The following is a 22,414-nucleotide window of genomic DNA, read 5'->3' as shown; positions in this document are numbered from 1 at the left end:
TTGCCCGCCGACTAGGCGAGCGCGTCGAACATGTGCGCCGGCTCGATGCCGAGTTGCTTTGCGACATGGCTGGTATCCCAATATTCGCGCCAGTGGGTGATCGCGCCGTCGCGGACCTCGAAGATCGCGGTCACATTGAACGTGACCGGAAGGCCACCCAAAGAATTCACGTCAACGCGCTCGACCACCACGGTGTCACCGTCCGACACGATCGTGCGGATCTCACTTCCTTCGACCATGCCGGTGGAAAGACTGTTGTGTTTCTCCAGCTCCGCGCGGGCCGCGTCGCGTCCGACGACCACCGGTGAGAGCGGTACATGGAGTTGCCAAATGAAGTCATCCGCCATCAGGGCGGTCGCCGCGTCGATGTCGATGTGCTGCCCGTAGAAGGCGTGGATGAAGTCGAGCACGAGCTGCTCGCTTTCATTTTTTGCCGCAACACCTTGTGGCATGTTCATGTTCCTTTGCTAGTCACCGTCTGTTCGTGCGCGGCCTTCCGGCGGCTGATCGTTGACTCTACGCCTAAATAAACTGATTGATTTAATCGTTCTCCAAATCTTTTGCAGACATTCGTGGTTGTCATCCGATGGACCAGAAACAATGCGCCGTTCGTGATCCATAAGGTGCCCAATATGTATCGGCAGATCCTCGACCCTGTCACCCACTCGCTGGGCTGGAGTTCCCTGGTGGCCGCCTTGCCGCTGGTGATGCTCTTTGTGATGCTTGGGATTTTGCGTTTGCGGGCGTGGCGGGCTGCACTGCTGTCACTCGGCGTGGCGATCGCGATCGCAGTTGCCGTGTACCGCATGCCGATTGGTCAGACGCTGCTAGCGGGTGGCGAGGGCGCCGTCTTCGGATTCTTCCCGATTCTCTGGATCGTGATCAACGCGATCTGGGTCTACCAGATGACGGTGCAGACAGGGCATTTCGATGTGTTGCGGCGCAGTTTCGCAAGCGTCAGCGACGATCATCGCATTCAAGCGATCATCATCGCGTTTTCCTTCGGCGCGCTGCTCGAAGCCTTGGCCGGATTCGGTGCGCCCGTAGCGGTCACCTCGGTGATGTTGCTCGCCCTGGGTTTCAAACCGCTCAAGGCCGCTGTTCTGGCGCTGGTCGCCAATACCGCACCGGTCGCCTACGGGGCGATGGCGACACCGATCATCACACTCGGCAAAGTATCCGGATTGTCGAGCGACGCGCTCGGCGCGATGGTCGGGCGTCAAACCCCCATCCTGGCCGTCTTCGTTCCGCTGGTCTTGGTGGCCATCGCCGACGGCCGGCGCGGGATTCGGGAGACCTGGCCCGCGGCGCTGGCGGCCGGCGTGGTTTTCGGCATCGGCCAATACGCCACCTCGAATTTCGTGTCGGTGCCACTGGCCGATGTGGTGGCCTCGTTACTGTCTGCCGGTGCCGTGGTGTTGCTGCTGCGCGTCCACCGTCCGCACACCGCGCCGCGCGCCACGGTGGTCGTCGGCGGTGCCGGCGACACCCCGTCCCCCGAGTTCGCCGCGAATCTCGGGCGTGCCGACTCACGCGCCGAGGTGGTCCGCGCGTACGCGCCCTACGCGATCATCATCGCCATCTTCGTGCTCTGCCAGATCCCGGAGGTGAAGAAGTTGCTCGAGCACGCGACCTACACGGTGGGCTGGCCGGGACTGCACTTGTACACCGCCAAGGGCAACCCGTCGACGCTTCCGAACTTCACCTTCAATCTGCTGACCACACCGGGCACCCAGATGCTCCTGGCGGGCATCGTCGCCATGGTGGTGCTGCGTCTTTCGGTGGCAGAGGCCGTCAAGCGTTATGGGGCGACGCTGTGTCAACTCCGCTGGGCCATCCTCACCGTAATGGCAGTGCTGGCACTGGCTTTCGTGATGAATGCCTCTGGACAGACCATCACTTTGGGCGCGTGGATGGCCGGGGCAGGCGGCGCTTTCGCATTGCTCTCCCCCATTCTGGGCTGGCTCGGTGTGGCGGTAACCGGGTCCGATACCTCGTCGAACTCCCTGTTTGGCGCCCTGCAGGTGACTGCGGCGACCAAGGCGGGACTTTCCCCGCTGCTGATGGCCGCCGGCAACAGCTCCGGCGGTGTGCTTGGCAAGATGATCTCTCCGCAGAACCTCGCGATCGCCGCCGCGGCGGTCGACATGGACGGAAAAGAGGGTGACGTTTTCCGCCGAGTGGTCTTGTGGAGCGTGGTGTTCTTGGCGTTTATCTGCGCCCTGTCCGGACTACAGGCCTCGGTGCTGTCCTGGATGGTGGGCTGACTCGTCCCTGGCGTTAGTCGTCGTTTATGGTTTCGCGCCAGCCGCGCTCGAACGGCAACCGCCACGCATTGGGCGCGATCAATTGGTGAATGGCGTTGGGGCCCCACGTTCCCACCGGGTACACCTTGACTGGCGGCGGGTCGGTAATCAAATCTGCCGAACGCTCCCAAAGCGATTCGATGCCCTCGGCCGTGGTGAACAGCGTGTGGTCGCCGCGCATCGCATCGAGAATGAGTCGCTCGTAGGCTTCCAAAGTGTCGGCTACGGTGTCGATCTCCTGGGAGGAGAACTGCATCGACAACTTATCGAGCTTCATCCCGGGGCCGGGCCGCTTGCCGTAGAAGGACAGCGAAACCTTCGAGTTATCAGCCAAATCGAACGTGAGGTGATCGGGGCCCTGGGTCCCCACTCCTGACCCCGGCGGGAACATGCTTCGCGGAGCTTCTTTGAAGGCGATCGAGATGATGCGGATCCCTTCGGCCATCTTCTTGCCGGTGCGCAGGTAGATCGGCACGCCGGCCCAACGCCAGTTGTCGACGCCCACCTTCAGCGCGATGAACGTCTCGGTATCGGAATCTCTTGCCACGCTTGCCTCTTCGCGGTACCCGGCGTACTGACCGCGTACCACATCCGAACATTTGATCGTTAGCATCGAGCGGAAGACTTTGTTCTTTTCTTCGCTAATGGCGTATGGCTCGAGGGCCGTCGGTGGTTCCATCACCACGAACGCCATCACCTGCAACAGGTGAGTGACGACCATGTCTTTGTAGGCGCCCGTGCTTTCGTAGAAGTTCGCTCGCTGATCCAGACCGAGGGTTTCGGGAATGTCGATCTGGATGTGGTCGATGAAGTTGCGGTTCCAGATCGGCTCGAACAGACCGTTGGCGAAGCGGAACGCCAGGATGTTTTGGGCCGCCTCCTTGCCCAAAAAGTGGTCGATGCGGAAGATCTGGGATTCGTCGAAGGTGTCGTGCAGAAAGTCGTTGAGGGCCACCGCACTGGCCAGGTCGGTCCCGAATGGCTTTTCCATCACCACCCGCGAGCGTTCGACGAGATCCGCGTCACGCAGCAGGGTGATGACGTCGCGCGCCGCTTTCGGCGGGACGGACAGGTAATGCAGTCTCTTGACGTTCGGCCCCAGGTTGCTTTCGGCTTCCGCGACCGCGGCGGCCAGTGCCTCTGGTCCGGCACCCTGCGGGACGTAACGCACGATTTTCGCGAAGTCGGCCCACTGTTCGGGCGTGAGTTTGTGGGTGCCGTATGAGTCGATTGCGTTCTTGGCGATGTCGCGGAACTCGTCGTCGCTGAGTTCTTCCAGCGACGTCGCCACGACCTGGATGTCGGGCGCGAGTTCGGATTGATCCAAATAGGCCAGGCCGGAAATCAGCTTGCGTTTGGCCAGGTCCCCGGTGGCGCCGAACAGGACGATGACATGGGGGTCGAGCGGGTCGTAGTCGTGGCGGCGCGGACGTGAGTCGGGCGCCGGGTAAGAGATCGTCTGCGGTTTCTTAGCGGCCACTCCGGTGATACTTCCACTGTCGCGTCATATCCGCAGCCGCGGGGCCGCAGCCCCGTATTGGGCGGGCTGCATATCAGCTGCGCCAGGCAAGCATCGTCTCGAGCTTGCAGAAGTCATACCCGCTGTCGTCGGGGTGGATTTCGGTGGTGAACAGCGTGACGCCCTCGGCGACGAAGGCATCCGCCGACTTGGCATCCGTCCACGCCATCGCGCGCTCGATGCCGGCCTCGTCGCGTCCGGCATCCGTGGCGAGCCGCTTGAGGAGCTCGTTCTTGCGCCGAAACTCGTCGATGGGTTCAAAGCTGTGCCAGATCTGGGCATGCCGTGCCGCGGCGGGAATGGTGCGCCGCTCCCCTCCTCCGCCGATCAGGATCGGGATCTGACGCAGCGGACTGGGAGTCAAATGGTTGAGCCGATATTCGATGCGCTGCAAACCCTCGTCGAACTGGTCCATTCTCGATCTCACGGTGCCGTATTCGTAGCCGTAGGCGATGAAGTCTTGCGGATACCAGCCGGCACCGAGGCCGAGGATCAATCGGCCGCCGCTGATGTGATCGACCGTGCGTGCCATGTCCGCAACGAGGTCGGGGTTGCGATATGGCATGCCGCTGACGAGGAGGCCGATCTCGGCTCGATTGGTGATCTCGCCCCAGGAGGCGAGTGCGGTCCATGCTTCGAAGTTGTTGACCTCGGGCTGTTCATCCTGGAGCTGCGGAGTGCCGTCCACGATGTCGACGAAGGGCTTGTGAAAGTGGTCGTAACCGAATATGGCGTCAACGCCGAGCTCTTCGGCGCGCAGCACCGCCTGGCGCCACGTGCGGTAGTCCGGTGTCCCGCCCGCCCACAGCTGAACGCCTATCCGCACCGGACTCGACCGGTCCGCGGACACCGCAGCGGCCTTCGTCCCGCTCGTTGAGTCGGTCACGTATCCCAGCCTTTCAGAACCCCCGGGACGGATCTTTACGGCGTCGCCGGGTTACCTAGCTCAAACTGCGCGAATATGCAGTTCCTTCCCACCGGCGAGGACCTCATTTTGATAGGAGCCGGCTTAGCCGGCCCGCACCCGGTTACGCGAGCCGCCGGTACAGCCGTCTCGGTCGATGTGTCAGCATTTGGGCATGAGTGCACTCAGGCTTGTTCGAATCGTCGGCGTCGCGGCAGGGATGATGTGGGCGTTGGTTGCCTCGCCAATCTCCCCTACCGCCTCCGCTGATCCATGCTCCGACGTCGAGGTGGTTTTCGCTCGCGGTACCCATCAGGAGCCTGGCCTCGGCAACATCGGTCAAGCATTCACCGACTCGCTTACCTCGAAGGTTGGCGGGAAGTCCGTCGGGGTCTACGCGGTTAACTACCCGGCCAACGACGACTACCACAACAGCGCGCCAGCCGGTTCCAACGACGCGAGCGCTCACATCCAGGGCACCGTCGCCAACTGTCCGAACACCAAGATCGTGCTCGGCGGATACTCCCAGGGCTCGACGGTGATCGATCTGGCCACTCAGGCGATGCCGGCTCCGGTGGCTGGCCACGTCGCCGCCGTCGCCCTGTTCGGGGAGCCGACCAGTCAATTCTCGAGCGCGCTGTGGGGCGGCCAGCCGCTGCCGACGATCAACCCGGTGTACAGCGGCAAGACGATGAGCTTGTGCGCTCCCGACGATCCCATCTGCTCGTCGGGTGGGAACATCATGGCCCATGTCTCCTACATCCAGGACGGGATGACGGACCAGGCCGCGAACTTCGCGGCCGACCGGCTCCGTTAACGGCGTCGCCGCGCAGAGCCGCGCGGTGGATCGCAACCAACAGATCAGATCTGGTGCGCGGGACAGGCAGCACCGCGAGTGAGGTTCCGCCGATGAAATGCGTGCTGGCCGGGTATGGAAGTCGCGGCGACGTCGAGCCGCTGGCAGCCGTTGGCCGCGAGCTAATGCGACGCGGCCACGACGTCCAGATGGCGGTCGCGCCTAACATGGCGGCCTTCGTCGAATCCGCAGGGCTGGCCGCGGTCCCGTATGGCCGTGACTCGCGGGCACAGATGGACTTCGCCGCGGCTTTCTTCGGCAAGGTCCAGAACCCGGTCACCATGTGGGCCGAAGTCGCCCAGCATGTCAACGAGGTCAAGTCGGAGAAGAGCGCCGTGCTGACATCGTTGGCAACCGGAGCCGACCTGCTGGTTGCCGCCTTCAACGAGCAGGGCGTGGCCGCCAATATCGCGGAGTATCACGGCATTCCGCTCGGTGCGCTGCACTACTTCCCGTCGCGGATCTTGGGCTCCGGCGCATTCGGTCCGCAAATAGCCAAGGAGACCGACGACGCTCAACGCCGAGCCCTCGGCTTGCCGGAGGTCGCCGGAGACTCGCGGCGACCGACGGTAGAAATCCAGGCCTATGACGAGATCTGCTTGCCGGGCCCGGCGGCCGAATGGCTGGAGCCGGACGCCGCGCCGCTGTTCGTCGGTGCACTGACGCTGGGGTTGCCAAGCGACGCCGACGACGAGGTCTTGTCCTGGATCGCCGCCGGCACGCCGCCGATCTACTTCGGCTTCGGCAGCACGCCGCTGGCATCCCCTGTTGAGACCATCGCGGTGATCAGCGAGGCCAGCGCGCGCGTGGGCCAGCGGGCGTTGATTTGTACCGGCCCAAATGAGGTCGCCGACGCTCCGCACGCCGACCACGTGAAGATCGTGGGCGAGGTGAACCACGCGGCCGTGTTTCCGCTGTGCCGCGCGGTCGTCCATCATGGCGGCGCCGGCGCGACGGCCGCAGGGATGCGGGCCGGAGTTCCCACGCTGATCCTGTGGTTCTGGCTTGATCAGCCGGTCTGGGCGGCCGGTATCACGCAGCTGAAAGTTGGCTCTGGACGCGGTTTTATGGAAAGCACCCTGGACTCAGTGGTCGCGGACCTGCAGGGCATCCTCGCTCCGGAACGCGCTGCCCGGGCCCGTGAGGTCGCCGCCTCGATGACCAAGCCGGCCGAAAGCATCGCGCGCGCTGTCGATCTCCTGGAAGAGGCCGCCCTCAAGCAGCCGCGATGAGCGCAAACCGGCACGGCCTACCTGTAGACCACACCGTCTTCGTTAGCCCGTGGTACGTCAACATCTTTCGCGGTCGCGTGGGCTGCGCCGGGCGCCTGATCGCGGGCCAGCGCGATCGTCGATGCCGCCATCGCGACCACCGCGACGAGCAGGCCCAGCGCTGCCGATCCCCGTACCGCGAGGTGTTCGCCGAGCACCACGATCCCGAGCATTACGGCGACGACGGGTTCGCCGACAAGCATGATCGGCACCGATGCCTGCAATGCGCCGGCGTGAAACGCGGAGCTTTGCACCATGGTCACCGCGACCGCCAGCACGACCAAAAGGTACGGAGCAGGGACGGTCAGCAGCCCATGCCACCCGTCGACCGCGTAACGGTGCGTGCAGATCTTCGTCAAGACCGCGACCACGCCGAGCAGCACCGCCACCGCGACCGCCAGCAGCATGGCGCGTGGGCGCCCGATGGCGCGCCTGGCGACGACGAGGCACGCGATGACCAGCGGTGCGGTGAGCAGCACTGCCAGGGTCCACGATGGGATCGGCGGACGGTTATGGCCCTCGCGGGGTTGCCCGACGAGCAAGAACGCCGCCAGGGCGACAGTCAACACGATCGCCCAGCTCCACTCAGCCCGGGTGATGCGTTGATGGCAAAGCTTCGCGCTCAACGGCAGCGCAAACAGCAGCGACGTAACCAGCAGCGGCTGCACCAGCATCAGGGATCCGTGCGCCAGCGCCAGGGCCTGGAACACAAAACCAGCGACGGCAGCGAGAAGCCCTGCCCACCACAACGGCTGGCGAACAACGCTTGTCACCGTCGGTCCGGACAGCTCCTCACCAGCCGAAACGTTTTGGGCGGCGCGCTGTCGAACGACGATGCCGACTGCTGCCCAGAACGCGGCGAGCAGCCCCGAGAAGATCGCGACGGCGTGCGACATCACCCACCCCATGTTTCGGACTGGTACCCCGGATTGCAACGCGGCTAACTCTGGCCCCACCCGATGCAGCCTTCCGCACCCACGATCGGCGGTGGTGCCCGGGTCGCCGCGGACTAGGCTGGCGGGCATGGCCATTGAGTCAACGATGCTCCCCCTCGGCACGTCCGCGCCGTCCTTCACGTTGCCCGACCCAGCAACCGGCGCGCTGGTCAGCCTCGACGAGCTCACCGGTCCCGCACTGGTCGTCACCTTCATTTGCAATCACTGCCCGTATGTCCAGCATGTTGCGGCCGGGCTGGCCGCGCTGGGCCGTGACCTCGCCGAGCAAGGTGTCGCAATGGTGGGCATCTCTAGCAACGACGTCGCCACGTATCCGCAGGACGGCCCCGACCAGATGGTCGCCGAGGCCCGCCGCCACGGCTGGACGTTTCCGTACCTGTACGACGAGACGCAAGACGTCGCCCGGTCCTTCTCCGCCGCGTGCACCCCAGACACGTTTGTGTTCGACAGTGAACGCCGGCTCGTCTACCGCGGACAGCTCGACGACTCCCGGCCCAAAAACGAGCTACCGGTAACGGCGGCCGACGTCCGGGCGGCAGTCGACGCCGTGCTGGCCGGGCGTCCCGTCGACCCCAACCAGCGGCCGTCGATAGGCTGCGGCATCAAATGGCGTTGAGCCGTCTTGGCGCCTGCCGCAGACGGTGGGTTCGGGCAGTTCGGGCGGCAACTGGTAACGCGCGTTTCGCAACGTGAAATCGACTGTGGCCGTGCCTCGTCCACGATCCTGCCCGCCGTCCCCCGATTAGTGTGTTCACCCGCCGCACGCCGACCATCGCGAAGGCCTACCGTCGCTGGCCAGTGCGTTCACCTCGGACGCGTGTGGAATATCACCCGTTTGGTGATCGGCCTGGATGGGCACCTTATTGGGCATGAATGCCGGTTACGTCGTCCGTTTCGTGGGTGCTGCGGCTGCAGCAACGTTGAGCCTTGGCGCCTCTGTCCTGTTCTCCCCCCTCCCATGGGCATCAGCCGAGCCGTGTCCCGACGCCCAAGTGGTGTTCGCCCGCGGCACCGGCGAGCCGGAGGGAATCGGACCGACCGGGCAAGCCTTCGTCGACAACCTGCGGGGGCGCGAAGGTGGAAAGTCCGTCGACGTGTACGCGGTCAACTACCCGGCCAGCAATGAATGGGACACCGGCCTGGACGGCATTCGCGACGCCAGCGCTCACGTCATGTCGATGGCGGCCAGCTGCCCCAAGACCAAGATGGTGCTCAGCGGATTCTCCCAGGGCGCGGCCGTGATGGGCTTCGTCACTTCGGCAGCAGTGCCCGACGGGGTTGATCCCGCGACCGTGCCCAAACCCCTGTCACCCGACGTCGCCGACCACGTCGCCGCGGTCGTGCTGTTCGGCATGCCCAACGTGCGGGCGATGAACTTCCTGGGTGAGCCGCCCGTGGTCATCGGGCCGACCTATGCGGGCAAGACCATCAAGGTGTGCGCCACCGACGACCCGGTGTGCTCGGACGGAATGAACTTCTCCGCCCACAACACCTACGCCGACGACGGCACCTGGATCGACAAGGGCGCGTCGTTTGCCGCCAGCCGCCTCGACGCAGGCCCGGGCGGACCGGCACCAGTGGTGCACCCTCCCAGCGGCTTCGGCAATTAGGCGCTGGCCTCTACGAGGGTGACCCGATCGCCAACGCGGATAACACCTTCCGTTGTTGCCTTGAAGTAGATGCCTGCACAGGCGGACGGTCCGCAACTGCCTGCTTCCAAACGATTCTCGGCGGCGGGTGTGCGCAGCGCCTGCGGAGCTCTCGGCAGTGGCCCGTGCTCAAGCGTCGGCACCACGCAGCGCGGGGTGAGTTCCAAACCGTGTAGCCGCACCTCGCCGATGCCGAATTCCCGTCCAACCCAGTCATTTTCGGCGTAAGGCGGGCAATCGGGCGGCGTCGCGATCACGATATTCGGTCGGTAGCGCAGGGCCTCGACGCCGATGTGGTCCAGGGTCGCCGTGGTGATCGCGTGCAGTGGAGCATCGTCGGTAAACGAATCCCCCGGCGTCCCTAGGCCAATCTCCAAGATGCGGCCCGCGACCTCGGCATCCAACCCGAGCGCGAGCAGCTGTTCGGGGTCCGGACGTTCCACCGCCGCACCATCCGGCCGCTTGCTGACCAATTGGACCGCACGTCCCAACAGGCGCGAGAGCAGCTCATTGACGCCGGGGTCGCAGGCCGCGACGCTCGTACCGTCGGGCAGCCCAATGCTTACCTCCCCGGTATCTCCGCGGGCCGTGCACTTCAACAGCCCGCGCCATAGTCGCGCCTGTTTGGCGCTGGCTACATGCCCGGTTGCGGTGTCGATAAGTGCGAGCCGCCGGTCTCCATCTGCGCCGCGTTCGTCGACGTACAAGCTCTCGACGGCTTCTCCGAGCATCGATTTCACCGGGTAACGGCGTAAACTCTCGACCCTCATATGAACATCCCCATCAAGCCACACAGCACGACCCGTTGCCGACTATCTTCCACCAGTCGGCGCCGTGATGCGCAAGACGAACCGCGGCTTGCGGCCGCGGGCGGCGATGGCTTCGAGAAGGGTGACGACCCGAAACTCGAATCCATACTTGCGCTTGACGAGTGATTTGACGTGCGCGACCTCCCACGGGTCGGTGATCACCTCGGCAGTCCCCTCGACGACGGGCGCACCGGCCCGCACCTTCCCGGTTCGACCGCACGCCGTCAGCGTGACCCGGGGATCGCGTCGAACCCGCTTAACCTTCCACGTGTCGGCCGGTGTCCACACCGACAGGTGCGCACTGTCGCCGACGATCCACATCGGCGCGGCAACCGCTTCGCCGTTGCGCTTGAAAGTCGTCAACGACACGAACTTTTCTTCGCCCAACTGGGCGGTCGCGTCCTCGCTCATCGTCTCCCCTCTCGCCACGGCAACATCGCACTCCCCATCGTGTATCCGGCCCCATCGTGCAGTCAGCGGCCGGGTCGTGTACAAGAGTCTGATGGAGGATCGGGCCCGCAGATCTTTCGACCCGTCCACGCTGCGCGAAGCGATGGCCCGGCGGCTGCATCGACGGTCGAACGCCGAGGGCCAGATCCAGTTGCCGGCCGTTCCGGGCATGCTCGATGAGTACGTCAAGATGTGCGAGACCATCTTCGCCGGCTTGGGCATCGTGCACACGGACGAGGAAAGCGCTCAGCTCAGAGCGGTGCTGCAGGGTGAATTGTCGAAAGCCTTTAAGGCCTCCTCGCGTTCAAACATCCTCATACAGTTCAATGCACCGTTCGGCACGATGCTGAACTACCGCGTCAAACCCCAAGTTTCGACGGTCGGGATCGAATACGACAACTGGGTTACCACCCGCGAGGGGCCACTGTTCGGCACCGCACCCGACGCCCGCGTATGGGCTCTCGCCAGCGAAGCCACCGATCCGAGCGCGTGCCGGGTACTCGATATCGGCGCCGGCACGGGACGAAACGCCATCGCCTTGGCGCGGCGTGGTCACCCGGTCGACGCGGTTGAGATGGCCGCGAAGTTCGCCGACATCATTCGCGTGGAAGCTGAACGGGGTTCACTCGATATCCGCGTCATCCAAAGCGACGTTTTTGTGGCGATGGAAGGTGTTCGCGGGGACTATCAGCTGGTCGTGCTCGCCGAGGTGGTGCCCGACTTCCGCACGGCACACGAGCTGCGCGGCATGTTCGAGCTCGCCGCACAGTGTTTGGCCGTCGGTGGTCGCTTGGTGTTCAACACTTTTTTGGCGCGTGAGGGCTATACCCCCGACGACGCCGCGCGAGAACTCGGGCAGCAATGCAACAGCACGTTCTTCACCCGCGACGAGGTCACCACGGCGGCGGCCGGATTGCCGCTCGAACTCATCTCCGACGATTCGGCCTACGAGTACGAGAAAGACCACTTACCCGAAGGTGCCTGGCCGCCCACGACTTGGTTCGACGGATGGGCCAGTGGCCTCGACGTTTTCGATGTCGCGCGTGAGGATTCCCCCATCGAGTTGCGCTGGCTCGTCTACCGCAAGCGGGGTTGAGTTCGGCGACAATCTCGCCCGGCGCGGGGGTTGTCAATAGCGGCAACGACTTTCAACCCGAGGACGCAACTCCGGTGGCTGGCTAAGCGCCCCGCGCCACGACGGTGTTCCGGCAAACCAACGTGGATCGGTTTCAGAGAGCGCGCCTCGGGCTACTTGATAGGCAGCAATCAACAGACCCCTGAGGATGCCCCCGTTCAATGATGTCCAAGAGCGCCGCCGAGTATGTCCACCGAATACTCGGTATCAGTCGGCCACGCCGCTTCCTGTTGGTGGTGTTCGTTTTCATCGCGGTGGCCGGCGCCGCCCAGGCCGGGCTGTTACCGCGCTGCTCGAACGGTAATTGCGCCCACCGGGCAGACTCTGCGAACGGGTCTGGGGCAGCACGGGTTTCGATCACTCCAGGCCCGGATTCGCATGACGTCGATCCGGTCTCGCAGGTTGAGGTGAAAGCGGATGCCGGGACACTCACCGACGTTCGCTTGGTGAATGATGCCGGCAAAACCATCCAGGGCGTGATGACGCCGGACAACACCGTATGGAAGCTCACCACTCCCCTGGGCTACGGACGCAACTACACGCTGAACGTCAGTAGCCGCGGCGCTGGCGGCGTGGTGTCGAATCAGGTGTCGTCATTCTCCACACTACGGCCGTCGAACCAGACCAAAGTCTCGTTTACCACCACCTCGCAGGCCTCGCTGCGAAACGGCGGCACCTACGGGGTCGGCACAGTGGTCGTCGCACACTTCGACGAAAAGATCGCCGACCGTGCCGCCGCCGAGCGACAGCTGAAAGTGACCACTGACCCCGCTGTGCAGGGATCATGGTTCTGGGTCGACGGGCAGAACGCCCATTGGCGACCGGAGCACTATTACGCACCCGGCACCACTGTCACCGTCGAAGCCAAGATCTACGGAATTTCCTTGGGCGACGGCCTCTTCGGGCAAGAAGACAACCGGGTGTCGTTCCGGATCGGCGATGCGCACGTATCCATCGCCGATGATGCCACCAAGATGGTGAGCGTCTACACCAACGGCGCTCTGGTCCGCACCATGCCCACCTCCATGGGAATGGGTGGCACCGAGACGGTTGGCGCGCAGACCATATCGCTGTGGACTCCCTCCGGCACTTACACCGTGCTCGACAAGGGCAATCCCGTGGTGATGGACTCCTCGACATTTGGGCTGCCGAAAAACTCCCGCCTCGGATATCGGGAGACCATCAATTACGCGACCCGGATCAGCATTGACGGCATCTATCTGCACCAGCTCGACGCGACGGTGTGGGCGCAGGGACACACCGACACCTCGCACGGGTGCTTGAACCTCAACGCCGACAACGCGAAATGGTTCTACGGCTTCTCAGTTCCCGGTGACGTGGTCGAGATCCGCAACAGCGGCGGTCCGCCGTTGCAGCTGGCCCAGAACGGCGATTGGACGCTCAGCTGGGACCAGTGGCGCGACGGCAGTGCCTTGAAGTCGGCTTAGCGACGCCAAATTTTTACGGGGTGTTGCACCGATAAAGTCTTGACTGATTCCAGATAAGTGGGCCATATTGGCCTTGTGTCGTCAACGTCGGACTACGCGGAGCGGTTGCGGCTTGCCGATCTGCGTGTGACCCGGCCCAGGATTGCGGTCCTGGAGGCAGTACATGCCCATCCGCATGCCGACACCGAGTCGATCTTCTCCTCGGTGCGGACCAGCCTCCCCGACGTCTCACGTCAGGCGGTGTATGACGTGCTCAATGCCCTGACGGCGGTGGGCCTGGTCCGGCGCATCCAGCCATTGGGGCTGGTCGCACGCTACGAATCCCGGGTCGGCGACAACCACCATCACGTCGTGTGCCGGGCCTGCGGCGTCATCGCCGACGTCGACTGCGCGGTCGGCGATGCCCCATGTCTCACTCCATCAGACGACAACAGCATTCTCGATGGCTTCGTCCTTGATGAGGCTGAAGTCATCTACTGGGGCATGTGCCCCGACTGCTCGACCGCGGATTCCTGATCACAGCCCGTGATCACAGCCCGATTACCCACCACTGGAAAGGAATGCTGTGTCATCAGATACATCCCATAAGAGTGAGAGCGAAAACCCGGCGATCCCCTCGCCCGAGCCGAAGGGCGAGGCGCCTCGGACCAACCAGGACTGGTGGCCCAACCAGATCGATGTATCGAGGCTGCACCCGCACTCACCCCAGGCCAACCCGCTCGGTGACGACTTCGATTACGCCGAAGAGTTCGCCAAGCTCGACGTCGAGGCCGTCAAGGCCGACCTGGTCTCGGTGCTGACCACGTCCCAGGACTGGTGGCCCGCCGACTACGGCCACTACGGTGGCTTCTTCATTCGGATGAGCTGGCACGCCGCCGGCACCTACCGCATCTACGACGGCCGCGGTGGTGGCGGCCAGGGCCTGCAGCGCTTCGCGCCGCTGAACAGCTGGCCGGACAACGCCAGCCTGGACAAGGCACGCCGACTGCTGTGGCCGGTCAAAAAGAAGCACGGTAACAAGATCTCGTGGGCGGACTTGCTGATGCTCGCCGGCAACGTTGCGCTGGAGTCGATGGGGTTCAAGACCTTTGGGTTCGCGTTCGGTCGCCCCGACGTGTGGGAGCCCGAGGAGATCCTCTTCGGTGAAGAGGACGAATGGTTGGGCACCAACAAGCGCTACTCCGGCAAGCGTGATCTCGCTGAACCCTACGGTGCTACCACCATGGGTCTGATCTACGTGAATCCCGAAGGCCCCGAAGGCAAGCCGGATCCGGTCGCCGCGGCAATAGACATCCGCGAGACCTTTGGCCGGATGGCGATGAACGACGAAGAGACCGCCGCTCTGATTGTCGGCGGCCACAGTTTCGGCAAGACCCACGGCGCCGCCAGCGGCGATCTGGTCGGCCCCGAGCCGGAGGCCGCCCCGATCGAACAGCAGGGGCTGGGCTGGAAGAGCTCCTACGGCAGCGGCTCGGGCGAGGACGCAATCACCAGCGGTCTCGAGGTCGTCTGGACGCCTACCCCGACCAAGTGGGACAACAGCTTCCTGGAGACTCTGTACGGCTACGAATGGGAGCTGGTGAAGAGCCCGGGTGACGCCTGGCAATTCACGGCGAAGGACGGCGCCGGCGCGGGCACCATCCCCGATCCGTTCGGCGGACCGGGCCGTGCTCCGACGATGCTGGTCACCGACATCTCCTTGCGGGAGGACCCGATCTACCGCGAGATCACCCAGCGTTGGCTGAAAAACCCCGACGAGCTGGCCGTGGCGTTCGCCAAGGCGTGGTACAAACTGCTGCACCGTGATCTGGGACCGATTTCGCGTTACCTCGGTCCGTGGGTTCCCGAGCCGCAGCTCTGGCAGGACCCGGTTCCGGCCGTCGACCACCCCCTGGTCAACGACAAGGACGTGGCGGCCCTGAAGAAGAAGGTGCTCGAGTCCGGCCTGACCGTTCCGCAGCTGGTGAAGATCGCATGGTCGGCGGCGGGCAGCTACCGCAACACCGACAAGCGCGGTGGCGCGAACGGGGCGCGGATTCGTCTTGAGCCGCAAAGGAATTGGGAGATCAACGAGCCCTCCGAGCTGGACAAGGTGTTGCCCGCGCTGGAAAAGATCCAGCAGGACTTCAACGCCTCAGCGTCGGGTGGCAAGAAGATCTCGCTGGCTGATCTGATCGTGTTGGCCGGTTCCGCGGCGGTCGAGAAGGCGGCCAAGGAAGCCGGCTACGACATCGCCGTGCATTTCGCGCCCGGCCGTACCGATGCTTCCCAGGAGAACACCGATGTGGAGTCGTTCGCGGTGCTCGAGCCGCGAGCCGACGGGTTCCGCAACTACGCGCGGCCCGGGGAGAAGGCCCCACTGGAGCAGCTGCTGCTGGAGCGGGCCTACCTGCTCGGTGTGACCGCTCCGGAGCTGACGGTGCTCATCGGTGGCCTGCGTGCCCTCGGCGCCAACCACGGCGGGAGCAAGCACGGCGTGTTCACCGACAAGCCGGGCGCGTTGACCAACGACTTCTTCGTCAACCTGCTCGATATGGGCACGGAGTGGAAGCCGTCGGAGACCCAGGAGAACGTCTACGAGGGCCGCGACCGGGCCTCGGGCGCTCCCAAGTGGACCGCGACCGCGAATGACCTCGTGTTCGGGTCGAACTCGATCTTGCGCGCTCTGGTCGAGGTCTACGCGCAGGACGACAACGCGGGCAAGTTCGTCGAGGACTTCGTCGCGGCGTGGGTCAAGGTGATGAACAACGATCGGTACGACCTGAAGTGATATCGGCCTGATCGTCAGCACTGGACGACACCCCGCGGCCGGCCTGGCTCGCGGGGTGTCGTTCATTTGGGCGCCGATATGTCGAGAAAGTGCGGGCGCCCTGTTCGAGCGGCAAACGGAGCGAATTCACGAGATAGCTAACCGTCCGGTAGCTACCGGCGAGCATGAGCAACTCCAGGATCGCTTCATCGGACTGGTGGGCGCTCAGTTGTGCCCAGAGATCGTCGTCGACGGTGCAGCTGCGTTGCAGGCTGTCGCAGAGTCGGATCAGCACGCGATCCGCGTCATCCCAGCACTTGTCGTCAGGGCCGCCGGTGGTCAGCGATGCGATCTGGTCCGCGTTCAATCCGGCGGTGGTCGCGAACGTGGTCACGTGCACTCCCCACTCGTATTCGGCGCCGCACGCCGCGGTGACCCGGTCGATGATGATCTCGCGCTGGCGGATGGTCAGATGGCCGCGGTCAAGCAGGCCGGAATTGAAGAATTTGAAGAACAGCCGCCGGTCGCGGGCCAATGTGGTGAACAGCAGCAGTGGCGGCTTGCCGCGCATGATGGCGTCGATGGCCTGCTGGATGTCGGTTGGGAGGGGTGACGCAGCGGGGGCCATGCGCGCGCTACGGTTTTTATAGCTGCTACTCATGCTGGCACCCTACGCGTTAGTGCTACAAAATGTGAAGCATGACGACTCCGCGAATCGGATCACCCGTACGGGGATCGACCTCCGGGCGGCCAATCATGGTCGCCCTCGATGCCCTGGGCCGGCGCGGCGCAATGCGTGTCCTGTGGGAGCTGCGCGGCGGCCCATTGACCTTTCGCGCGCTGCAGGCAGCGTCCGACATGAATCCCGGCTCCCTCAATACCCGGCTGAAGGAACTGCGAGCGCTGCATATCGTGGGTCACTCCAGCGGCGGATATCACCTCACCGACCATGGGCTGTCGCTGATGGGCGCATTGAAACCGCTCCAAGCCTGGGCCGACAACTGGGCGCGGCAAGCCGGCGTGTTGGTCGAGTGAGGCCCACCACACAATTACCCGTGAGTAACCTACGAAGGCGTAAGTTACGTATTCTTGGCGAAGCGCCCGATGCGTTCAACTACCAACAGCTTGGGTAAACGGATTGATCATGAGCGAATTGAAGTACATCGAACTTCACGGTGACCGGATCGCCTACCGGGAAGCCGGCCGCGGCCAAGCCTTATTGCTGATCCACGGGATGGCGGGCAGCTCGGCCACCTGGCGTGCGATCATCCCGCAGCTGTCCAAGAGATACCGCGTCATCGCGCCCGATCTGCTCGGACACGGCGAGTCCGATAAGCCTCGCGGCGATTACTCGCTGGGAGCATTCGCGGTCTCCCTGCGTGATCTGCTCGACGAACTCGGCGTGACCCGCGCAACCGTCGTCGGGCAGTCGCTCGGTGGCGGCATCGCGATGCAGTTCACCCACCAGCACCGGGACTACTGCGAGCGGCTGGCCCTGATCGGCAGCGGTGGCCTCGGCCCAGAGCTGAGCCCGGTGCTGCGGATGCTGTCGGCACCCGGCGCCGAATTGGTGTTGCCCGTGGTCGCACCACGGCCGGTGCTGAAGGTCGGCAACAAGCTGGGGTCATGGATGGCCTCCGCGGGGATTCACGCGCCGCGAGCCGGTGAGATGTGGCAGGCGTATTGCTCGCTGTCGGATGCGCGGACCCGCGAGGCGTTCTTGCGGACGCTGCGCTCAGTTGTGGATTACCGCGGTCAGGCCGTTAGCGCGCTCAACAAGCTCCATGTCGCGGCCGGACTGCCCACGGTGCTGATCTGGGGCGATCAAGACCGGATCATCCCGGTCGCGCACGCCTACGCTGCCCACGACGCGCTCGAGGGCAGTCGCCTCGAAGTGATCGAGGGCGTCGGGCACTTCCCCCACGTAGAAGCGCCGGCCGCGGTGGCCGACATCCTGGAGGACTTCATCGCCTCGACGACACCCCAGACGACCGGCAGCTCGGTGCCTCTGGGCATGTAGCGGGCTCAGCGATTGAGATCCCACTGTCCGTAATCGGCCGCAAGGACGTCGTCCACATCCACGTTGATGCCGCCCAGAAGCGGGCCCGGATTCGACGGGCTGTTGACGATCGCTTGGTACAGCACCGCCATGGGCTCGCGCTGGCCGTGCGACCATGACCGCGTCTGCCATGCCCAGCGGTGCCCCGCGCTGGTCGAGTTGCCGATCACCCCGTCTCTGATCGCCCACCCGCACGCGTTGTAGTGGCCGTAGATGCCGGTGCGTCCGATGCCGAGTACCGAGTTGATTCCCCGAAACCAGTCGACGGCAAGGGTATTCCAGGTGTTGACGTCGATGTCATCGTCGACGCTGAAGAAGATCGGCGCCGAGTTGGGACCCCCGGCCGCAGCATGCAGCCGCAGCGCCGTCTGAGCGTCGGCAACCCCGCCGTCGTGTCCGCGGGTGAGATCCGACGGCGTCGGCCATCCCGGTTTGCCGTACTGGAAGTTGCTGACGATCTGAAGTCCCGCCGCGCGCAAGGCGTCCGCGTAGTCGCGGGTGATGGGCTTCGCCTCGAAATGCGCTCCGGGCCGCTCCTCCGAGACGTAGTTGATCACGCCGGAGTACCCGGCCGATTTGATCTCGTCCGGCGAAATCCGCTTTTCTGCGAAGTCGATAAGCCTGATGTCGTCGGCCGATGCGGCCGGCGCATCGAAAGTCGCGGCCAGGGTTAGTAGAGCCGGCGTGAAGGCATATTTGAGGGCCTCGCGTCGCGGAACGGATCGCGGTCCGCCGTGTCCAGGTGGTGCAGCCGAATCGGGCACCGCGCGATGGTAGCAAGACGGTTGCCTTCGGTGACGACGGAATCCACGCGCCTGGGAAGGCGCCGTGGACAAAGAGCAACGGCTGCGCGTGCTATGCGCTGGTTTGACCCTTGTCGACTATTTCCACCATGATGGCTGAATTCCTTTCTGGGCATTGATGATTGGTCAGTCTGGATTGGCAGCCGAGTGCACGGCGGACTGATCCGCCCACGACGAGGTCTCAAAGGCGATGCTCGGCCTTGATGAATTGCGCGGCGCGCTCGCCGATCACCACACAGGGCGCCATGGTGTTGCCGCTGGTGATGCGCGGCATGATCGACGCGTCCGCGACCCGCAGCGCCTCGACACCGTAGACCTTGAGCTGTGCGTCGACCACCGACATCGGATCGCGACCCATCTTGGCCGTTCCCGATTCGTGCCAGTAGGTGGTGACCGCGTTGCGCAAGTAGGTTTCCAGCTCGTCGCCCGTCAGATCGCCCGGCATGACCTCGCGCGCGACATAGGGGCGAAGCTCTGCGGAATTGCCGATTTCACGCAGGGTTTCGATGCAGGCGATTCCCGTCTTGACGTCGTGGGGATCTGATAGCGCATTTGCTTCGATCCGAATGGGATCGTGCGGGTCCGGGCCCGATAACCGCAACCGGCCGCGGCTTCTGGGATGCGTTGGAGAGCCGAACAGGATCCAGCCATTCTGCGGCAAACCATATTTCGCGACGTTCTCGGGCGTGGACTTGGTCAGTGGTGCGAGACAGGCGAACAGGTCCGGGCCTTGGATGTCTGCGGACCCGGAGTCCCAGAAGAAGGTCGCACCCGCCTGGGCACTGCCGCGCACATCGTCGGGAAACTCCCACACGCAGTCGAACCCGTAGTGGTCTTGAAAATTGCGGCCGACACCGGGCAGGGACTGGCGAACCGTGATTCCTGCGTGGCGCAGTTCGTCTTCGTCCCCGACGCCGGACTGCATCAGCATCTTGGGCGTCTGAATCGCACCGAGTGACAACACGACTTCGGTGTCAGCGGCCACCCGATGGATCGCACCGCCATGCTCGACTTCGACACCGGTAGCCCGATTACCTTGGAAAATCACGCGCGTCACCAGTGCATGTGGCACAACCGTGAGGTTCGGCTTCTCCAGTTGTGGAAAGGCGTAGGTGCGAAACACCGACTGGCGCTTTCCGTTACGAACGCGTAGGTCGGCGATGGCGGCGCCCCGATTGTTCTCCATCAGCGGACCGTTGGGACTCTGGTAGGTCGGAATGCCAATTGCCCTGGCCGCTTGCACCGCCGCTGTGGCGAGTGGGTGCACGTCGGGCGCCGGCTGGACGAAGACCGGCCCACCCCTGCCGCGATGATTCGGCTCGCCCACGCCGTGCCAATCCTCGATCTTCCGATACAGGTCGAGCACCGACTCGTAGCCCCAGACCGGCTCACCGGATTCCGCTGCGAAGAGGTCCCAATCGCTGCGGTGACCGCGCGCCCACAGCATGACGTTGATGCTTGACCCGCCGCCCAGTACTTTGCCCATCGAGAACGGGATGGAGCGGCCGTAGAGCCGTGAGTCAGGCTCGGACACGAAACCCCAGTCGCGCTCGCTGCCCAGGTTCAGCGGCCACTGGCTAGCCTCGGCCACGCTTGGGAGGTCATCGCTTCCACCGGCCTCCAGCAGTAAGACCTCGAGGTCAGGGTTTTCCGCCAATCGTCCAGCGATGACCGAACCCGACGATCCGGCCCCGCACACGATGATGTCGTAGCGCGCCCCTAACACAGCCTTCACGATGACTCCTTCACGTCGCTAGGTATAGCGTTTGATATCTAGCCACGTGCGAGGAAGCCGGGTGGTTCACCGGTTTCACGAATTCCCGTGTGACTACCTTCAATTCGGAGTCGAAGGCGAGAAGGGTGTCCGCTGTGACGTGAATAACCCGGCGTTCAGCCGCTTCCACGAGGCGGCCAGCAAGGATGCGTTCAGTTGATCTCGAAAGTGGAGACCCTGCCCGACATTTCACCGGCTCGCATGCATCGTCGCGGCAGCGGGCCGCAGCATCCGGGCGCTGATCAAGGCCGACAGCCAACCGGGTGAGAAGCGGCCGCCGGTAGACATGATCCGATTGCGCCACCCGGGGATCGCGACGGCGCGGCCTCGGTCGAGTGCGCGCAGCCCCGCGGCCACCACCGGCTCCGGTGCCGCCAGGCGCCGGTAGATCGCGGTGTGCGAGACATCCGATCCCAGTGCATCGACGAATCCCGTCCGGGTCGGTCCCGGGCACAGCGCGGTCACGCTGACGCCCGAGCCCCGGGTTTCGGCCCACAAGGCCTGGCTGAGCGAAAGTACGAAAGCCTTAGATGCGCCGTAGGTTGCCTGATAGGTCCCGGGCGCAAACGCGATAGTCGAGGCGACGTTGAGGATGCCGCCGCGACCGCGCGCCAGCATTCCGGGAAGCACCGCGTGCGTGAGACGAACCACGGCGTCGACGTTGACCGCGACCAGCTCATGCTCGCGGCCGGCGTCGAGTTCGGAAAACCGCCCGTATGTGCCGAACCCGGCGTTATTGACCAGCACCTCGACCGCGCATCCCTCGAGTCGCGCCGCGAGGGCATCGACGCCCGACCCGGTGCCCAGGTCCCCGACGACCAACTCGACATCACTCCCGGGAGCGCTATGGCGAACTCGCTGCGCCACCGCGTTGAGCCGTACTTCGTCGCGTCCGGCCAGTAGCAATGACAAGCCCCGCTTGGCCAGCAGGTCGGCGAAGATCGCGCCGAAACCGGAACTGGCACCCGTGATCACTGCCCACCCGGCTCCCCCGTCTCGTTGAGCTGCCATTTCGGCTTCCTTCCAGAAGTGTGAATACCATCAACATAGGTCAGCATGTTAATGTCGTCAACATGGGCGCGAAGAAGTCACCCGCAGCGACGAAAACGCGCCGTGACAGCTACCACCACGGCGATCTCAAACGGGCGCTGACCAGCGCCGCGCTCTCACTGGTGGCTGAGCGGGGGCCGAAGGGTTTCACACTGACCGAAGCGGCGCGACGGGCCGGCGTCAGCGCCGCGGCTCCCTACCGCCACTTCACCGACAAGGCCCACCTGCTCGCTACCGTCGCTGAACAGGGGTTCCTCGAGCTGTACTCCGCGTTGACGCTCGGCGCCGATACCGGGTCAGAGCCGACGGAGAAGCTGATCGAAACCGGTCGCGCCTATGTGTGTTGGGCCCTCGGCCATCCGGACCAGTACCGTGTCATGTTCGGCGCGGATACCGACAAAACCCAGCACCCGAGCCTGGCCGTCGCTGCAGGTCAAGCGTTTGGCGTCCTGCTTGACGCGATAGCCGCGTGTCAGGCCGCCGGGTTGCTGCGCGGCCGCGAGCCGCGCGAGGCCGCCGGACCGCTCTGGTCGCTCGTGCACGGCATCGCATCCCTGGCCATCGAGGGTGAGCTGCGCAATGTCGGGATCGACCAGGACCCCGAGAGCATGGTCTCCGACGCTTTGTCCGACCTCTTCGATCGCCGAACCGGGACTTCGTCTGTGCCATAGTCGAC

Annotated in this window: 23 protein-coding genes; 13 read left to right on the top strand and 10 right to left on the bottom strand. The window is 64.4% G+C overall.

The window, feature by feature from the left end:
- Positions 1-11: 11 nt before the first annotated feature.
- A complete protein-coding gene (locus ACZY0B_RS22970; RefSeq protein WP_463766533.1) occupies positions 12-452 on the bottom strand; it encodes a limonene-1,2-epoxide hydrolase family protein in 441 nt (146 codons plus the stop codon).
- 180 nt (positions 453-632) lie between these two features.
- Between ACZY0B_RS22970 and ACZY0B_RS22965 the strand changes: the two genes are divergently transcribed.
- Complete coding sequence (locus ACZY0B_RS22965; protein WP_463766532.1) at positions 633-2,267, top strand: L-lactate permease; 1,635 nt, start codon at positions 633-635, stop codon at positions 2,265-2,267.
- Positions 2,268-2,280: 13 nt separating this feature from the next.
- On the opposite strand, the gene zwf is transcribed toward ACZY0B_RS22965, so the two are convergent.
- Both zwf and ACZY0B_RS22955 read right to left on the bottom strand, forming a co-directional pair.
- Positions 2,281-3,786 carry a glucose-6-phosphate dehydrogenase gene (zwf, locus tag ACZY0B_RS22960; protein ID WP_463766531.1) on the bottom strand — a complete coding sequence of 502 codons (1,506 nt, stop codon included), beginning with the start codon at positions 3,784-3,786 and terminating at the stop codon, positions 2,281-2,283.
- A 73-nt stretch (positions 3,787-3,859) separates the two neighbouring features.
- Entirely contained in the window at positions 3,860-4,711 is an 852-nt protein-coding gene (locus tag ACZY0B_RS22955; protein WP_463766530.1) for an LLM class F420-dependent oxidoreductase, read from the bottom strand.
- A 193-nt stretch (positions 4,712-4,904) separates the two neighbouring features.
- On the opposite strand from ACZY0B_RS22955, the gene ACZY0B_RS22950 reads away from it, so the two are divergent.
- A complete protein-coding gene (locus tag ACZY0B_RS22950) occupies positions 4,905-5,546 on the top strand; it encodes a cutinase family protein (protein ID WP_463766529.1) in 642 nt (213 codons plus the stop codon).
- A 92-nt stretch (positions 5,547-5,638) separates the two neighbouring features.
- Positions 5,639-6,817: a glycosyltransferase gene (locus ACZY0B_RS22945; RefSeq protein WP_463766528.1), complete on the top strand. Its 1,179-nt coding sequence runs from the start codon at positions 5,639-5,641 to the stop codon at positions 6,815-6,817.
- A 17-nt stretch (positions 6,818-6,834) separates the two neighbouring features.
- Here the strand turns inward: ACZY0B_RS22945 and ACZY0B_RS22940 are convergent, their stop codons facing one another.
- On the bottom strand, positions 6,835-7,881 hold the full coding sequence (locus tag ACZY0B_RS22940; protein ID WP_463766527.1) for a DMT family transporter: 1,047 nt from the start codon (positions 7,879-7,881) through the stop codon (positions 6,835-6,837).
- Here ACZY0B_RS22940 and ACZY0B_RS22935 point away from each other — a divergent pair.
- The gene (locus tag ACZY0B_RS22935; RefSeq protein WP_463766526.1) at positions 7,880-8,428 is read left to right on the top strand and encodes a thioredoxin family protein; all 549 of its coding nucleotides are present in this window, start codon (positions 7,880-7,882) and stop codon (positions 8,426-8,428) included. The two genes, ACZY0B_RS22940 and ACZY0B_RS22935, sit on opposite strands and share 2 nt — an antisense overlap.
- A gap of 235 nt (positions 8,429-8,663) precedes the next feature.
- The gene (locus tag ACZY0B_RS22930) at positions 8,664-9,422 is read left to right on the top strand and encodes a cutinase family protein (protein ID WP_463766525.1); all 759 of its coding nucleotides are present in this window, start codon (positions 8,664-8,666) and stop codon (positions 9,420-9,422) included.
- On the opposite strand, the gene ACZY0B_RS22925 is transcribed toward ACZY0B_RS22930, so the two are convergent.
- Positions 9,419-10,231 (bottom strand): MOSC domain-containing protein, encoded by an 813-nt coding sequence (locus tag ACZY0B_RS22925; protein WP_463766524.1) that lies wholly within the window; start codon positions 10,229-10,231, stop codon positions 9,419-9,421. The two genes, ACZY0B_RS22930 and ACZY0B_RS22925, sit on opposite strands and share 4 nt — an antisense overlap.
- Before the next feature lie 42 nt (positions 10,232-10,273).
- Positions 10,274-10,681, bottom strand: coding sequence for a PPOX class F420-dependent oxidoreductase (locus ACZY0B_RS22920; protein WP_463766523.1), 408 nt, complete (start codon positions 10,679-10,681; stop codon positions 10,274-10,276).
- A 91-nt stretch (positions 10,682-10,772) separates the two neighbouring features.
- Between ACZY0B_RS22920 and ACZY0B_RS22915 the strand changes: the two genes are divergently transcribed.
- From ACZY0B_RS22915 to katG, 4 genes are all read left to right on the top strand, one after another.
- On the top strand, positions 10,773-11,816 hold the full coding sequence (locus ACZY0B_RS22915; protein ID WP_463766522.1) for a class I SAM-dependent methyltransferase: 1,044 nt from the start codon (positions 10,773-10,775) through the stop codon (positions 11,814-11,816).
- 200 nt (positions 11,817-12,016) lie between these two features.
- Positions 12,017-13,303 (top strand): L,D-transpeptidase, encoded by a 1,287-nt coding sequence (locus ACZY0B_RS22910; RefSeq protein WP_463766521.1) that lies wholly within the window; start codon positions 12,017-12,019, stop codon positions 13,301-13,303.
- A 75-nt stretch (positions 13,304-13,378) separates the two neighbouring features.
- Positions 13,379-13,819 carry a Fur family transcriptional regulator gene (locus ACZY0B_RS22905; protein ID WP_463766520.1) on the top strand — a complete coding sequence of 147 codons (441 nt, stop codon included), beginning with the start codon at positions 13,379-13,381 and terminating at the stop codon, positions 13,817-13,819.
- A gap of 34 nt (positions 13,820-13,853) precedes the next feature.
- Entirely contained in the window at positions 13,854-16,073 is a 2,220-nt protein-coding gene (gene katG, locus ACZY0B_RS22900) for a catalase/peroxidase HPI (RefSeq protein WP_463766537.1), read from the top strand.
- Here katG and ACZY0B_RS22895 read toward each other — a convergent pair.
- The gene (locus ACZY0B_RS22895; RefSeq protein ID WP_463766519.1) at positions 16,036-16,713 is read right to left on the bottom strand and encodes a carboxymuconolactone decarboxylase family protein; all 678 of its coding nucleotides are present in this window, start codon (positions 16,711-16,713) and stop codon (positions 16,036-16,038) included. The two genes, katG and ACZY0B_RS22895, sit on opposite strands and share 38 nt — an antisense overlap.
- Positions 16,714-16,751: 38 nt before the next feature.
- Between ACZY0B_RS22895 and ACZY0B_RS22890 the strand changes: the two genes are divergently transcribed.
- Together ACZY0B_RS22890 and ACZY0B_RS22885 are read left to right on the top strand one after the other, a co-directional pair.
- Positions 16,752-17,087 carry a winged helix-turn-helix transcriptional regulator gene (locus tag ACZY0B_RS22890; protein WP_463766518.1) on the top strand — a complete coding sequence of 112 codons (336 nt, stop codon included), beginning with the start codon at positions 16,752-16,754 and terminating at the stop codon, positions 17,085-17,087.
- 109 nt (positions 17,088-17,196) lie between these two features.
- Positions 17,197-18,072, top strand: a complete 876-nt coding sequence (locus tag ACZY0B_RS22885; protein ID WP_463766517.1) for an alpha/beta fold hydrolase — start codon at positions 17,197-17,199, stop codon at positions 18,070-18,072.
- A 5-nt stretch (positions 18,073-18,077) separates the two neighbouring features.
- Here the strand turns inward: ACZY0B_RS22885 and ACZY0B_RS22880 are convergent, their stop codons facing one another.
- Entirely contained in the window at positions 18,078-18,875 is a 798-nt protein-coding gene (locus tag ACZY0B_RS22880; RefSeq protein ID WP_463766516.1) for a DUF1906 domain-containing protein, read from the bottom strand.
- A gap of 220 nt (positions 18,876-19,095) precedes the next feature.
- Complete coding sequence (locus tag ACZY0B_RS22875) at positions 19,096-20,649, bottom strand: GMC family oxidoreductase (protein ID WP_463766515.1); 1,554 nt, start codon at positions 20,647-20,649, stop codon at positions 19,096-19,098.
- A 61-nt stretch (positions 20,650-20,710) separates the two neighbouring features.
- On the opposite strand from ACZY0B_RS22875, the gene ACZY0B_RS22870 reads away from it, so the two are divergent.
- Positions 20,711-20,848, top strand: a complete 138-nt coding sequence (locus tag ACZY0B_RS22870) for a hypothetical protein (protein WP_463766514.1) — start codon at positions 20,711-20,713, stop codon at positions 20,846-20,848.
- Positions 20,849-20,877: 29 nt separating this feature from the next.
- Here the strand turns inward: ACZY0B_RS22870 and ACZY0B_RS22865 are convergent, their stop codons facing one another.
- Complete coding sequence (locus ACZY0B_RS22865; protein ID WP_463766513.1) at positions 20,878-21,699, bottom strand: SDR family NAD(P)-dependent oxidoreductase; 822 nt, start codon at positions 21,697-21,699, stop codon at positions 20,878-20,880.
- Between the two features lie 62 nt (positions 21,700-21,761).
- Between ACZY0B_RS22865 and ACZY0B_RS22860 the strand changes: the two genes are divergently transcribed.
- A complete protein-coding gene (locus tag ACZY0B_RS22860; RefSeq protein ID WP_463766512.1) occupies positions 21,762-22,409 on the top strand; it encodes a TetR/AcrR family transcriptional regulator in 648 nt (215 codons plus the stop codon).
- Positions 22,410-22,414 lie beyond the last annotated feature (5 nt).

It is taken from the genome of Mycobacterium sp. IDUB_19 (assembly GCF_055419445.1).
Note: the sequence above shows the minus strand (reverse complement) of the source record. Positions and strands in the feature narration are given on the sequence as shown.

Bases quoted from the DNA above. Each gene is read 5' to 3' on its own strand.
- ACZY0B_RS22940 (WP_463766527.1), bottom strand. From the start codon at position 7,881: ATGCCCGCCAGCCTAGTCCGCGGCGACCCGGGCACCACCGCCGATCGT.
- ACZY0B_RS22965 (WP_463766532.1), top strand. From the start codon at position 633: ATGTATCGGCAGATCCTCGACCCTGTCACCCACTCGCTGGGCTGGAGT.
- ACZY0B_RS22925 (WP_463766524.1), bottom strand. From the start codon at position 10,231: ATGAGGGTCGAGAGTTTACGCCGTTACCCGGTGAAATCGATGCTCGGA.
- ACZY0B_RS22885 (WP_463766517.1), top strand. From the start codon at position 17,197: ATGAGCGAATTGAAGTACATCGAACTTCACGGTGACCGGATCGCCTAC.
- ACZY0B_RS22915 (WP_463766522.1), top strand. From the start codon at position 10,773: ATGGAGGATCGGGCCCGCAGATCTTTCGACCCGTCCACGCTGCGCGAA.
- ACZY0B_RS22860 (WP_463766512.1), top strand. From the start codon at position 21,762: ATGGGCGCGAAGAAGTCACCCGCAGCGACGAAAACGCGCCGTGACAGC.
- ACZY0B_RS22890 (WP_463766518.1), top strand. From the start codon at position 16,752: ATGACGACTCCGCGAATCGGATCACCCGTACGGGGATCGACCTCCGGG.
- ACZY0B_RS22910 (WP_463766521.1), top strand. From the start codon at position 12,017: ATGATGTCCAAGAGCGCCGCCGAGTATGTCCACCGAATACTCGGTATC.
- ACZY0B_RS22930 (WP_463766525.1), top strand. From the start codon at position 8,664: ATGGGCACCTTATTGGGCATGAATGCCGGTTACGTCGTCCGTTTCGTG.
- ACZY0B_RS22970 (WP_463766533.1), bottom strand. From the start codon at position 452: ATGCCACAAGGTGTTGCGGCAAAAAATGAAAGCGAGCAGCTCGTGCTC.
- ACZY0B_RS22950 (WP_463766529.1), top strand. From the start codon at position 4,905: ATGAGTGCACTCAGGCTTGTTCGAATCGTCGGCGTCGCGGCAGGGATG.
- ACZY0B_RS22865 (WP_463766513.1), bottom strand. From the start codon at position 21,699: ATGGCAGCTCAACGAGACGGGGGAGCCGGGTGGGCAGTGATCACGGGT.
- ACZY0B_RS22935 (WP_463766526.1), top strand. From the start codon at position 7,880: ATGGCCATTGAGTCAACGATGCTCCCCCTCGGCACGTCCGCGCCGTCC.
- ACZY0B_RS22895 (WP_463766519.1), bottom strand. From the start codon at position 16,713: ATGAGTAGCAGCTATAAAAACCGTAGCGCGCGCATGGCCCCCGCTGCG.
- ACZY0B_RS22920 (WP_463766523.1), bottom strand. From the start codon at position 10,681: ATGAGCGAGGACGCGACCGCCCAGTTGGGCGAAGAAAAGTTCGTGTCG.
- ACZY0B_RS22945 (WP_463766528.1), top strand. From the start codon at position 5,639: ATGAAATGCGTGCTGGCCGGGTATGGAAGTCGCGGCGACGTCGAGCCG.